The 13,203-nt window shown below is 68.5% G+C and carries 10 protein-coding genes and 1 pseudogene; 7 read left to right on the forward strand and 4 right to left on the reverse strand.

Annotated elements, in window-relative coordinates; genetic code table 11:
• Positions 1-6: 6 nt before the first annotated feature.
• The gene (gene hemA, locus BG90_RS09745) at positions 7-1,305 is read right to left on the reverse strand and encodes a glutamyl-tRNA reductase (protein ID WP_010117186.1); all 1,299 of its coding nucleotides are present in this window, start codon (positions 1,303-1,305) and stop codon (positions 7-9) included.
• 541 nt (positions 1,306-1,846) lie between these two features.
• Between hemA and BG90_RS09755 the strand changes: the two genes are divergently transcribed.
• From BG90_RS09755 to BG90_RS09770, 4 genes are all read left to right on the forward strand, one after another.
• Positions 1,847-2,101: a hypothetical protein gene (locus tag BG90_RS09755; protein ID WP_010106700.1), complete on the forward strand. Its 255-nt coding sequence runs from the start codon at positions 1,847-1,849 to the stop codon at positions 2,099-2,101.
• A gap of 18 nt (positions 2,102-2,119) precedes the next feature.
• Positions 2,120-3,934 (forward strand): aminopeptidase P family protein, encoded by a 1,815-nt coding sequence (locus tag BG90_RS09760; RefSeq protein WP_010117185.1) that lies wholly within the window; start codon positions 2,120-2,122, stop codon positions 3,932-3,934.
• 96 nt (positions 3,935-4,030) lie between these two features.
• Entirely contained in the window at positions 4,031-4,582 is a 552-nt protein-coding gene (locus BG90_RS09765; protein ID WP_010117184.1) for a cysteine hydrolase family protein, read from the forward strand.
• Positions 4,579-5,202: an HAD family hydrolase gene (locus BG90_RS09770; RefSeq protein WP_010106696.1), complete on the forward strand. Its 624-nt coding sequence runs from the start codon at positions 4,579-4,581 to the stop codon at positions 5,200-5,202. Before BG90_RS09765 ends, BG90_RS09770 begins: the two co-directional genes overlap by 4 nt.
• Before the next feature lie 229 nt (positions 5,203-5,431).
• Here BG90_RS09770 and ettA read toward each other — a convergent pair whose 3' ends face one another.
• Together ettA and BG90_RS09780 are read right to left on the reverse strand one after the other, a co-directional pair.
• Positions 5,432-7,099 carry an energy-dependent translational throttle protein EttA gene (gene ettA / locus BG90_RS09775; protein ID WP_010106693.1) on the reverse strand — a complete coding sequence of 556 codons (1,668 nt, stop codon included), beginning with the start codon at positions 7,097-7,099 and terminating at the stop codon, positions 5,432-5,434.
• A gap of 335 nt (positions 7,100-7,434) precedes the next feature.
• Positions 7,435-7,749 (reverse strand): DUF3761 domain-containing protein, encoded by a 315-nt coding sequence (locus BG90_RS09780; protein ID WP_010117182.1) that lies wholly within the window; start codon positions 7,747-7,749, stop codon positions 7,435-7,437.
• Between the two features lie 135 nt (positions 7,750-7,884).
• On the opposite strand from BG90_RS09780, the gene BG90_RS09785 reads away from it, so the two are divergent.
• From BG90_RS09785 to gabP, 3 genes and pseudogenes are all read left to right on the forward strand, one after another.
• Positions 7,885-8,850 carry a glycerophosphodiester phosphodiesterase family protein gene (locus BG90_RS09785; RefSeq protein ID WP_010117181.1) on the forward strand — a complete coding sequence of 322 codons (966 nt, stop codon included), beginning with the start codon at positions 7,885-7,887 and terminating at the stop codon, positions 8,848-8,850.
• Between the two features lie 92 nt (positions 8,851-8,942).
• A pseudogene (locus tag BG90_RS09790) lies at positions 8,943-9,263 on the forward strand (MmcQ/YjbR family DNA-binding protein); the annotation flags it as partial.
• Positions 9,264-9,719: 456 nt separating this feature from the next.
• Positions 9,720-11,123, forward strand: a complete 1,404-nt coding sequence (gene gabP, locus BG90_RS09795; protein ID WP_010117180.1) for a GABA permease — start codon at positions 9,720-9,722, stop codon at positions 11,121-11,123.
• 650 nt (positions 11,124-11,773) lie between these two features.
• Here gabP and ychF read toward each other — a convergent pair.
• Complete coding sequence (ychF, locus tag BG90_RS09800) at positions 11,774-12,868, reverse strand: redox-regulated ATPase YchF (protein WP_010117177.1); 1,095 nt, start codon at positions 12,866-12,868, stop codon at positions 11,774-11,776.
• Positions 12,869-13,203 lie beyond the last annotated feature (335 nt).

Here is a 13,203-nt window from a genome sequence, read left to right on the forward strand (position 1 = left end):
GCGCCGCTAACGGCCCGACGAGTCCGACGAGCGGGGCGCGTGCTGGTAGAAGCCGCGCATCAGTTCGATCAACGAATCGCGGTCGGCGCCGTTCGCGCGGTTGAGCGCGCTCGTCGGGCCGTGGATCAGCTTGTTGGTGAGCGCCTGCGACAGCGCGTCGAGCACGGCGGCCGGATCGTCGCCGCGCGCGAGCATCTTCTGCGCGCGCTCGACTTCCGCGCGGCGCAGCGCGTCGGCTTGCGTGTGCATGTGACGGATCACGGGCACGATGCTGCGCGCGTCGAGCCACTGCATGAAGTTCTGCACGCGCGTCTCGATGATCGCCTCGGCTTGCGCGACGGCTGCCTGCCGCGACGCATTGCCTTCGCGGACGATCGCGCCGAGATCGTCGACCGTGTAGAGGAACACGTCCTTCAGCTCGCCGACTTCGGGCTCGATGTCGCGCGGCACCGCCAGGTCGACCATGAAGATCGGGCGATGGCGGCGCGCCTTCACCGCGCGCTCGACGGCGCCCAGGCCGATGATCGGCAGCGTCGATGCGGTGCACGACACGATGATGTCGAACTCGTGCATGCGCGCGGGCAAGTCGGAGAGCGGCATCGCGCGGCCGCCGAAGCGCTCGGCGAGCTTCGCGCCGCGCTCGGCGGTGCGGTTCGCGACGACGAGCTCGCGCGGACCTTGCGCGGCGAAGTGCGTCGCGCAGAGTTCGATCATCTCGCCCGCGCCGATGAACAGCACGCGCTGCTGCGCGACCTGTTCGAAGATCCGCTGCGCAAGCCGCACGGCCGCGGCCGCCATCGACACCGACTGCGCGCCGATCTCGGTCGTCCCGCGCACTTCCTTCGCGACCGCGAACGTGCGCTGGAACAGCTGGTTCAGATAGGTGCCGAGCGAGCCCGCCTCGGACGCGGTGCGCACCGCGTTCTTCATCTGGCCGAGGATCTGCGTTTCGCCGAGCACCATCGAATCGAGCCCCGACGCGACGCGGAACGCGTGACGCACCGCCTCGGACTGCGGCAGCGCGTAGACGTGCGGCGCGAGCTCGTCGGCGGGAATGCGGTGATAGTCGGACATCCAGCGGATCGCGGCGTCGCGGGCCGCGCGATCGTTGGTCGCGCAGTACAGCTCGGTGCGGTTGCAGGTCGACAGGATCGCCGCTTCGGGCGAGTTCGGCGCGGGATGGCCGAGGAAGACGCTCTTGAACGTCGCGAGTGCAGGCTTGATCTGTTCGAGCGGAAACGCCACGCGTTCGCGCAAGGCGACAGGCGCAGTGTGGTGATTGATTCCGATCGTGAGGAGCTGCATGTCGAGGGGCTATCGTTTAGTCCCATATTATAGCGTTTTGACGACGAACCCATGGCCGATGCGCACGGCGGCCCGTGTCCGCGGCTGGCGCCGCCGCACGCCGTCGTCGCGCTCGCCCGCATGCCCGGCGAACCGTGCCGGACGCGCGCTGCCGGGGCGGCGGCCGCAACGGCGCGCATTCGAAACCGAGCGTCGTTGCGGCGAGCCGTCCGCCGGGCGCGACGTCATGCCGCGCCTTTTTGAAAAGCGATCTCAAAACGGTGCGAAAATGACGGACTGCGAGACGGGGGCGCGCCGGCGGCGACGGCGCGCGGCGGGGGATCGGGCGAGCGGCCCGGCGTGTCGACGCCGCCGCAACGAGCGGTGCCGCGGCCTTGCCTGATCGCATCGGACGTTGTTCCGTCGTCGTGCCGGACGGTCGTCCGCGCGGCGGGAAGCCGTGTCGCGAACCGCCGTGCCGGCCATGAATTGCATGAAGAATGGCGCTCGCCGCGCGCCGTTCGTGCCGACAGGACGAGTCCGACAGCAGAAGAGGCGTTGAATGAACTGGTTTGGAATCGTCGTGCTGGGCTTTGCCGTCGGCTTGCTCGGCTGGGCGCTCAATCCGCTGCGCAGCCTGAGCCGCGCGTCGCTGTGGCTCGCCGTCGCGGCGGGCGTGCTCGGCGCGGCGGCCGCGAAGATGGCCGGCAATGTCACTGGTCTCTTTTTCGATGGCGAGACGCTCGAATGGCCGGTCTGTACGGCCGCCGCGCTTCTGGCCGTTGCCGTGACGGTGGGCCTGTCGGCCCGCCGCTGAACGTTTGCAGGTGAAATCATGAATGCCCGACTCCCCGATCCGTCGCCCGTGCCGGCGCGTCTTGCCCTGCTGCGCGGCGCGATGGCGCGCGAGGATCTGGCCGCCTACGTGGTGCCGTCCGCCGATCCCCATTTGTCCGAATATTTGCCCGAGCGCTGGCAGGCGCGTCAGTGGCTGTCGGGCTTCACCGGCTCGGTCGGCACGCTCGTCGTGACCGCCGACTTCGCGGGCCTCTGGGTCGACAGCCGCTACTGGGTCCAGGCCGAAGCGCAGCTCGCCGGCACCGGCGTCGCGCTGATGAAGATGATGGGCGGGCAGCAGACGCAGCCGCACGTCGAATGGCTCGCCGCGCACGTGCCCGCGGGCATGACGGTCGGCGTCGACGGCGCGGTGCTCGGCGTCGCGGCGGCGCGCGCGCTGACGGCGGCGCTCACGCCGCGCGGCATCGTGCTGCGCACCGATCTCGACCTGCTCGACGCGATCTGGCCGCAGCGTCCGTCGTTGCCCGCCGACGCGATCTTCGAGCATGCGGCGCCGCAGGCCGATACGGCGCGCGAGGGCAAGCTCGCGCAGGTGCGCCGCGCGATGCAGGAACAGGGCGCGCAGTGGCACTTCGTGTCGACGCTCGACGATCTCGCGTGGCTCTTCAACCTGCGCGGCGCCGACGTCAACTACAACCCGGTGTTCGTCGCGCATGCGCTCGTCGGCCTCGAGCGCGCGACGCTCTTCATCGCCGATGGCAAGGTGTCGGCCGAACTCGCGACGTCGCTCGCGCAAGGCGGCGTCGACGTGAGGCCGTACGACGCCGCGGCCGCGGCGCTCGCCGCGCTGCCGGAGGGCGCGGGGCTCCTGATCGATCCGCGCCGCGTGACGTATGGGCTGCTGCAGGCGGTGCCGCAGCAGGTGCGCGTGATCGAGGCGGTGAATCCGTCGACGTTCGCGAAGTCGCGCAAGACGCCCGCCGAGATCGAGCACGTGCGCGCGACGATGGAGCTCGACGGCGCGGCGCTCGCCGAATTCTTCGCGTGGTTCGAAGGCGCGCTCGGCCGCGAGACGATCACCGAACTGACGATCGACGAAAAGCTGACCGCCGTGCGCGCGCGCCGGCCGGGCTACGTGTCGCCGAGCTTCGCGACGATCGCGGGCTTCAACGCGAACGGCGCGATGCCGCACTACCGCGCGACGCGCGCCGCGCACGCGACGATCGAAGGCGACGGCCTGTTGCTGATCGATTCCGGCGGCCAGTATCTGAGCGGGACGACCGACATCACGCGGGTGGTGCCGGTCGGCGTGATCGACGATGCGCACCGGCGCGACTTCACGATCGTGCTGAAGGCGATGATGGCGCTGTCGCGCGCGCGCTTTCCGCGCGGCATTCGCTCGCCGATGCTCGATGCGATCGCGCGCGCGCCGATGTGGCAGGCCGGGCTCGATTATGGACATGGGACGGGGCACGGCGTCGGCTATTTCCTGAACGTTCACGAAGGGCCGCAGGTGATCTCGCACTACGCGCCCGCCGAGCCGTACACGGCGATGGAAGAGGGGATGATCACGTCGATCGAGCCGGGCGTGTACCGGCCGGGCAAGTGGGGCGTGCGGATCGAGAACCTCGTCGTGAACCGCGCGGCGGGACAGACCGAGTTCGGCGACTTCCTCGAATTCGAGACGCTGACGCTCTGCCCGATCGACACGCGCTGCGTGCTGCCCGCGCTCCTCGACGATGAAGAGCGCGCGTGGCTCGATGCGTATCATGCGACGGTGCGCGAGCGGGTCGGCAAGCATCTGTCGGGCGATGCGAAAGCATGGCTCGACGCGCGCACGCAGCCGATCTGACGCGCGGCTTCGGTCGCCGGCCGGCGAACCGGGAATCGGCAATCGGCAATCGGCAATCGACACGAACGATCGAACGATAAGGACGGAGAGCGACGGATGACGAACGCAGCGGTGATCGTGGTCGACATGCAGCGCGGGCTGCTGCAGCGGGCGAAGCCCGCGCACCGGCTGGACGAGGTCGTCGCGGGCATCAACCGGTTGACGGCGGCGGCGCGCGCGGCGGGCGCGCCCGTGTGCTTCGTGCAGCACGACGGCGACGCTGACGACGACGTCGTGCCCGGCACGCCCGGCTGGCACCTGCATGCGGATCTCGTCTGCGCCGATGCCGACTGGCGGATCCGCAAGCGCGAAAGCGATTCGTTCCGCGACACGCCGCTCGCCGCACAGCTCGATGCGCACGGGATCGACGCGGTGGTGATCTGCGGCTATGCGTCGGAATTCTGCGTCGATTCGGCGGCGCGCCGCGCGGCGCTCCTCGGCTATCGGACGACGGTCGTCTCCGATCTGCATACGACGAACGACCGCCCGCACCTGAGCGCGGCGCAAGTCGTCGCGCATCACAATTTCATCTGGACCAATTGCACGTTCTCGGGCAACGGCGTCGCGCCGCGGCTGCTCGAAGACGTGCTCGCAACGGAGTTCGCATGACCATCAAGGCAGTCGTGTTCGATTTCGGCGGAGTGCTGATCGACTGGAGTCCCGAGTATCTGTACCAGCGGCTGATTCCGGACGAAACCGAGCGGCGCTGGTTTCTCACGCACGTGTGCGGGATGGACTGGGTGGTGAAGCAGGACGGCGGACAGACGATCGAGGAGGCGACCGCGGAGCGCGTCGCGGCGTTTCCCGAGCACGAAGCGCTGATCCGCGCGTTCTACGCGCGCTGGCACGAGATGATCGGCGGCGAGATCGAAGGCGGCACAGCGCTCGTCGACAAGCTCGACGCGCATGGCGTGCCGCTCTTCGGCCTCACGAACTGGTCCGCGCAGACGTTTCCTTATGCGTGGGAGAATTTTCCGGTGCTGCGCCGCTTCAAGGATATCGTCGTGTCGGGGCGCGTGAAGCTCGTGAAGCCGGATCCGGCGATCTACCGGGAGATGCACGCGCGGATCGAGCCGCATCTGCCGGGCGTCGCGCCGCACGAGCTCGTCTTCATCGACGACAACGCGAAGAACGCCGCCGCCGCGAACGCGCTCGGCTGGCACGGGGTTCATCACACGAGCGCCGATGCGACGGAGGCGCGGTTGCGCGAGCTGGGCTTGTTCGGTTGAAGGTAGACAAGGCGGCGGCGGAGCGACGCTGCGTCGCCGCCGGCGTTGCGCGGGCGAGTCGGCGGTGCGCCGCCGGCACCCATGAAAAAAGCGGGCACGTCGCCCGCTTTTTGTTTCGCGTCGCACACGGCGCAGGTCATGCGTCGTGCGCGGCAGCCGTCGCGGCGGCCGATCGCCGATCGCGCGACGCCGGTTCCGGCAAACGGCAAACGCATCCGCGCGCCGGCCGTTACCGGCTGATCGGCTTGTAGCGCAGACGCTTCGGCTTCGCCGCTTCCTCGCCGAGACGCGCACGCTTGTCGGCTTCGTACTCCTGGTAGTTGCCGTCGAAGAACACGGCCTGCGAATCGCCTTCGAACGCGAGGATGTGCGTCGCGATCCGGTCGAGGAACCAGCGGTCGTGCGAGATCACCATCACCGAGCCCGCGAATTCGAGCAGCGCATCTTCGAGCGCGCGCAGCGTTTCGACATCGAGGTCGTTCGACGGCTCGTCGAGCAGCAGCACGTTGCCGCCCGCGATCAGCGTCTTCGCGAGGTGCAGGCGGCCGCGCTCGCCGCCCGACAGGTTGCCGACGTTCTTCTGCTGATCGCCGCCCTTGAAGTTGAAGCGGCCGATGTACGCGCGCGACGGCGTCTCGTACTTGCCGACCGTCAGCACGTCCGCGCCGCCCGAGATCTCCTCGAACACGGTCTTGCTGCCGTCGAGCGCGTCGCGGCTCTGGTCGACGTACGCGAGCTTCACCGTCGGGCCCCGCACGATTTCGCCCGAATCCGGCTGCTCCTTGCCTGTCAGCATCCGGAACAGCGTCGACTTGCCCGCGCCGTTCGGCCCGATGATGCCGACGATCGCGCCCGCCGGAATCTTGAAGTTCAGGTTGTCGATCAAGAGGCGATCGCCGTACGCCTTGCTGACGTTCTTGAACTCGATCACTTCATTGCCGAGGCGGTCGCCGACCGGAATGAAGATTTCCTGCGTCTCGTTGCGCTTCTGGTATTCCTGGCTGTTCAGCTCCTCGAAGCGCGCGATACGCGCCTTCGACTTCGCCTGGCGGCCCTTCGGGTTCTGGCGCACCCACTCCAGTTCCTTCTTGATCGCCTTCTGGCGCGCCGATTCGGACGCCTCTTCCTGCTTCAGGCGGTCTTCCTTCTGGTCGAGCCAACTGCTGTAGTTGCCCTTCCACGGAATGCCGTGGCCGCGGTCGAGCTCGAGAATCCACTCGGCCGCGTTGTCGAGGAAGTAGCGATCGTGCGTGACCGCGACGACGGTGCCCGGGAAGCGCGTCAGGAACTGCTCGAGCCATTCGACCGATTCGGCGTCGAGGTGGTTGGTCGGCTCGTCGAGCAGCAGCATGTCGGGTTTCTCGAGCAGCAGCTTGCACAGCGCGACGCGGCGCTTTTCGCCGCCCGACAGGTGCTCGATCTTCGCGTCCCACGGCGGCAGGCGCAGCGCGTCGGCGGCCACTTCGAGCTGCTGCTCGGGGCTGCCGCCGTCGCTCGACGCGAGGATCGCCTCGTACTTCGCCTGCTCGGCGGCGAGCGCGTCGAAATCGGCGTCCGGCTCGGCGTAGGCCGCGTAGATTTCTTCAAGCTTCTTGTTGGCCTGGAACAGGTCGCCGAGGCCTTCCTCGACGGCTTCGCGCACCGTCTTCGTCGGGTCGAGCTGCGGCTCCTGCGGCAGGTAGCCGATGTTCAGGTTCGGCATCGGCGTCGCTTCGCCTTCGATGTCCTTGTCGACGCCCGCCATGATGCGGATCAGCGTCGACTTGCCCGAGCCGTTCAGACCGAGCACGCCGATCTTCGCGCCGGGGAAAAACGACAGCGAGATGTCCTTCAGGATCTGGCGCTTGGGCGGCACGATCTTGCCGACCCGGTTCATCGTGAAAACGTATTGGGCCATCTGCGTGAATGAAAGAGTAGAAGTTCACGCGGCCGCGCGCCGGCAGGCGGCCGACGGCGGCGACGTGTGCGATTCGGTTCGTGAAAGCGGCCGCCGCGCAGCCGCGGCGGCGCCGCCGCGGCTGCGCGGCGCGAACCGCCATTGTACTTCGGCGCGGTGCGGGAGCGCGCCGGACATGCGGCGAATGCGTGTCTGCGGGGCGATGGCGCTTCGGGCGCGTGGCGACGTTGGCCGGCTGCCTGAGTCGCCGAGCTGCCGAGGCGGTTCGCCGTCGCGCGAAACGAAGCGCGGCTGCTGCAATGCGGTTTCGGCCTCGACGCGGTTTCGCCGCCGCGTCACAGCCAGGCGGCGACGCCGCCGTGCCCCGAGCACGTGCCGCGTCGATGCCGGCTGAAGCTGTACGCGCCGTCGCGGCAGCGGGCCGTCGCGCCCTCGGGGACACGGCCCGATTTCGAATGCGCGGGCGCGTGCACGGTTTCTCCGTCGCGGTTCCGGTACGTGTCGTGGCGGTCGAGATCCGCTTCGCCGCCGACGGCGGGCGCGCTCGGCGCGTAGGCGAATGCGGGCGCGAGCGGGAGCGCGAGCGGGAGCGTCGCGATGGCGAGCGTGACGGCGATGCGCCGCGCCGCGCGGGACAGCGGAAGTAGCATGGTCTCTCTCGATTGTCGTTGTCGGTATGGCCAGGCGGCAGGACGGCATATTAACCGCAGCGAGGCGCTGAAGAAACTCCGCTGCGCATCGTCAAACAAAGAGGCGAGACATGTTTCGATGGAGGAAGCAGACCCATGAATCGACAAATTGACCGGACACGACTGCGGGCGGCGCTTGCCGGCGTCGCGATCGGCCTCGCCGCGTGCGCGGGCGGCGGGCCGGTCGGCGAAGCGCCCGCGACGCCGCCGCTCGTCGTCGCGCACCGCGGCGGCACGGGCGACGCGCCGGAGAACACGCTCGAGGCGATTCGCGAGGCGGTCGCGAATCGCGCGGACGCGATCTGGCTGACTGTCCAGCTGAGCCGCGACGGCATACCGGTGTTGTACCGGCCCGCCGACCTGTCGGCGCTGACGCAGTCGAGCGGCCCGGTCGCCCGGTACGCAGCGGCGCAGCTCGCGCAGATGAACGCGGGCTGGAATTTTCGGGACGCGAGCGGGCGGTATCCGTATCGCGCCCGCCCGGCCGGCATTCCGACGCTGCGCGACGCATTGCGTGCGATTCCGCCCGCGATGCCGGTCGTGCTCGACATGAAGGCGCTGCCGGCCGGGCCGCAGGCGAAGGCCGTCGCGGATGTGCTGACGAGCGAGTCCGCGTGGCCGCGCGTGACGATTTATTCGACCGACGCGGCTTATCAGGCCGCGTTTGCGTCGTACCCGCAGGCGCGACTCTTCGAGTCGCGCGATGCGACGCGAGGGCGGCTCGTGAACGTGCTGCTCGGCGGTGCGTGCGAAGGCGCGCCCGATGCGCCCGTGTGGGCCGGCTTCGAGATGCGCCGGAATTTGACGGTGAGCGAGCGCTTCACGCTCGGCGAGGGCGTGTCGAAGGTGGCGGCAACATTGTGGACGCCCGCGACCGTCGCGTGCTTCAAGCAGCGCGCGAATGTCCATATTCTCGCGATCGCGGTGAACGACGCGGACGATTACCGCGCGGCCGCGTGTCTCGGGGTCGACGCGGTGCTCGCGGATTCGCCGCGCAGGATGGCCGCGATCAAGGCGGCGCTGCAGGCGCGGCCGTTGCGGTGCGGAAAGGAGACGCGATAGACGGAAAGCGCGACGGCCGTGCGCGGCAGGCGTGTCGAGCGGATGTGCCGAATTGGTCGGATTGACCGGCAACGGCGCGGTCGGCTTGCGGCGTCGGGCGCTCATGGCGCGGCGTCGAGGACGGCACGTCGTACGGCACGCCGGCGCTCAAGGTGAAGGGCAAGCTGCTCGCGCGATTGCGCGAGGACGGCGACACGCTCGTCGTCAAGGGCGTCGGCCCGGACGAGCGCGCATGGCTGATCGAATCGGCGCCCGACGTGTTCTATGTGACCGATCACTACGTCGGATGGCCGATCGTGCTGGTGCGCCTGTCGGCCGCGCATCCCGACACCGTGAAGGCGCTGCTTCTGCGCGAATGGCAGGCGATCGCGCCCGCGAAATGGCGCGACGAGACGGCGGGCGGCGCGCCGTGATTTGTCTGTCGACGCGCGTTTTTCGTCGCTGCACTTGCTTCACGAAGCGTCGTCCGTTGGCCTCCGGCCGTTTTTTTCGAGCGGCTTCGCGGGCCCGCGCGACAGCGCCGGACGGGCCGCGCATCGCCCGCGTCTTCATCGATGCGACAAATGGTTCTATCGAAATTCGCCAATTGGTTCTTAGTCGCGAACCGTTTGATGCTTACACTGCTTCGCTTCGAAGGCGGCTGACCATGATGCCGACGACAGGGGCGCCGCGATGCGCCGCCGCATGCGCGGCGCATCGCAAACGCAGTTTCGCGGATCTGCGCGGCGCATCCGTCCGGGCGGCCGCAGGCGCGATGCCCGGCCGACGCGCGACGCACGTCGCGACGAGCACGGTTCGATAACAAAAAAGCCCCGCGCCGCCTTCACACGATGCCCGGTCATACCGGAACCGTTTATTTGGAGAGAGACATGAAAGGAAGTCAGACAGGCCTGGGAACCGGCCTGAAGCAGCGTCACGTCACGATGCTGTCGATCGCGGGCGTGATCGGCGCCGGGCTGTTCGTCGGCTCGGGGCACGCGATCGCGGAAGCCGGGCCGGCCGCGCTGATCGCCTACGCGATCGCGGGCCTGCTCGTCGTGCTCGTGATGCGGATGCTCGGCGAGATGGCGGTCGCACAGCCGGACAGCGGCTCGTTCTCGACCTATGCCGATCGCGCGATCGGCCATTGGGCGGGCTTCACGATCGGCTGGCTCTACTGGTGGTTCTGGGTGCTCGTGATTCCGATCGAGGCGACGGCCGCGGCGACGATCCTCAACGCATGGTTCCCCGGCGTCGCGACGTGGATCTTCGCGCTCGGCATCACGTCGGTGCTCACCTTGACGAACCTCTTCTCGGTCAAGAACTACGGCGAGTTCGAATTCTGGTTCGCGCTCATCAAGGTGGTCGCGATCGTCGTGTTCCTCGCGATCGGCGGCGCGGCGATCGTCGGCCTGCTGCCGGGCTCGAGCGTGTCGGGCGCCGCGCGGCTCGTGAACGCGGGCGGCTTCATGCCGAACGGAATCGGCGCGGTGCTCGCCGCGATGCTGACGACGATGTTCTCGTTTCTCGGCACCGAGATCGTCACGATCGCCGCCGCCGAGTCCGAGCAGCCGGAGCGCCAGATCGTTCGCGCGACGAACTCGGTGATCTGGCGGATCTCGCTGTTCTATCTCGGCTCGATCTTCGTCGTCGCGGCGCTGGTGCCGTGGAACGACGCGCTCTTGCCCACGCACGGCTCGTATCAGCGCGCGATGGAGCTGATCGGCGTGCCGCACGCGAAGGCGATCATCGACGTGATCGTGCTCGTGTCGGTCGCGAGCTGCCTGAATTCGGCGCTCTATACGGCGTCGCGGATGATCTTCTCTCTGTCGACGCGCGGCGACGCGCCCGCGTTCCTGCGCCGCACCGACGCGAGCGGCACGCCGCGCGCGGCCGTGCTCGCGTCGACCGCATTCGGCTTCCTGACCGTGATCGCGAACTACGTGATGCCCGAGCAGGTGTTCGGCTTCCTGCTCGCGACGTCGGGCGCGATCGCGCTGCTCGTCTATCTCGTGATCGCGATTTCGCAACTGCGGATGCGCTCGACGCTCGACGCGACCGGCGAGCGTCCGCCGCTGCGGATGTGGTGCTTCCCGTGGCTCACGTGGGCGGTGATCCTGTTCATCTGCGGCGTGCTCGTCGTGATGCTGCTGCGCGAGGATCACCGGATGGAAATCGCCGCGACCGCTGTGCTTGCGCTCGCGGTCGTCACGGCGTCGTGGATGAATCGGCGCGCGCGCGGCGCCGAGGCGTCGGCGTCCGCGCCGCCTCGGGTGTCCGCGAACCCGCGGTGATGGGACATCGGCCAGGCGGCGCGCTGCCACCGGGCCGATCGCATTCGGTTCGACAAGCGGGGCCTGGCGAAGCGCGGCGAGACACGCCGCGCCGAATGCAAGTTTCGAGACGACGGCGAGGTTCGCGGGCAGATGCAAGGGCGACGAAGATGCATTTGCGCGCGGCTGATGTGCTGCGCGAAGCACGAGCCGAGCGTCGCGATCGGCTCGTGCTTGCCGATCGGATGCTTCGGCCGCGAGAGGGCCGAGATCTCCATCGGATTGACGTCTCCGACCGCGGAAGGCCAGAAGGCTCTCTTCGGCTGCAGCGCGTAGGGATTCGACAGGCTCGCCGGAAAGAGGAGATTGATAGAAGCCGGGGCGCGTTGCCGCGAGCGCCGTTCGGCCGAGCCGGCAAGCGTGACATGTCACGAACCGGCGGTTTTTGAAGCGCGGAGAAGAGGGGGCGCTCGCGGGGCTCTGAGGGAGGCTTCGGGGAGACGATGGGCGGGATCGCCGGGGCCGGCGAGCGCCTCTTCGATCGAATCGGGAAGCGGCGTGAGGAGCGAGGATTTCGCGTTCGGCCCGATCCGCGCGAAATCGGTACGGCCCGGCGGTCGCGAGCGGCGAGCGATCCGCCGCCGCCTGCGTCCGCCGAGCCTGCGGTACGGCTAGACGTTGAACAGGAAGTTCATCACGTCGCCGTCATGCACGACGTACTCCTTGCCTTCCGCGCGCATCTTGCCTGCTTCCTTCGCGCCTTGCTCGCCCTTGTACGCGATGAAGTCGTCGTAGGCGATCGTCTGCGCGCGGATGAAGCCGCGCTCGAAATCCGTGTGGATCACGCCCGCCGCCTGCGGCGCGGTATCGCCGATGTGGATCGTCCACGCGCGCACTTCCTTCACGCCCGCGGTGAAGTACGTCTGCAGGCCGAGCAGCTTGAAGCCCGCGCGGATCACGCGGTCGAGGCCCGGCTCTTCCATGCCCATGTCGGCGAGGAACGCTTCCTTGTCGGCGTCGTCGAGATCGGCGATCTCCGCCTCGATCGCCGCGCATACCGCGACGACCGGCGACTTCTCTGCTTCTGCGTACTGGCGGACCGCGTCGAGGTGCGGGTTGTTCGCGAAGCCGTCTTCCTTCACGTTCGCGACGTACATCGCCGGCTTCGCGGTGATCAGGCAGAACGGCTTGATGAGCGCCTGCTCGTCGTCGGACAGGTCGAGGCCGCGCACGGCCTTGCCCTGGTCGAGATGCGCGCGCGCCTTTTCGAGCACCGCGACGAGCTTCGCCGCTTCCTTGTCGTTGCCCGACTTCGCCGCCTTCGAATAGCGGGCGAGCGCCTTCTCGACGGTGGCGAGGTCGGCGAGCGCGAGTTCGGTGTTGATGACTTCGATGTCGTCGAGCGGGCTCACCTTGCCTGCGACGTGGATGACGTTTTCGTCCTCGAAGCAGCGCACGACGTGCGTGATCGCGTCGGTTTCGCGGATGTTCGCGAGGAACTGGTTGCCGAGGCCTTCGCCCTTGCTCGCGCCGGCGACGAGGCCCGCGATGTCGACGAACTCGACGACGGCGGGCACGACGCGCTCGGGCTTGATGATGTCGGCGAGCGCTTTCAGGCGCGCGTCAGGCACTTCGACGACGCCGACGTTCGGCTCGATCGTGCAGAACGGATAGTTCTCGGCGGCGATGCCGGCCTTCGTCAGCGCGTTGAACAGGGTGGACTTGCCGACGTTGGGCAAGCCGACGATGCCGCATTTGAGACTCATGGGTTCCTTCGGGATTCAATGGGTTGTGCGTGATGTGGGGCGCATCGTGCACGGCGCGGGGCGTTCGTCCGCGCGCTTTTTGGGCCACATCGGGGCCGGGCAGGAGCGCCCGTTCGGACGCTCGAGCGCAAGCGGGACGTGCGCTGCCACCAAAAGAGGCGATTGTAACTCGTTCGACGGCGCGCCAAGGCAACCGGCGGCGCGAGCGGCGTCGCCGCTCGCGGGCCGGCCGGCCGATGTCCGGGCAGTGCGGCCTCGCAGCCGACTCGGTATGAGCGATGTCGCTGCGCACGGCGAAGCGCGCATCGCATGAAAAGCGCGGGCGGAATCGCGTT

This window comes from Burkholderia oklahomensis C6786 (genome assembly GCF_000959365.1).
GTDB classification, from domain to species: Bacteria; Pseudomonadota; Gammaproteobacteria; order Burkholderiales; family Burkholderiaceae; genus Burkholderia; species Burkholderia oklahomensis.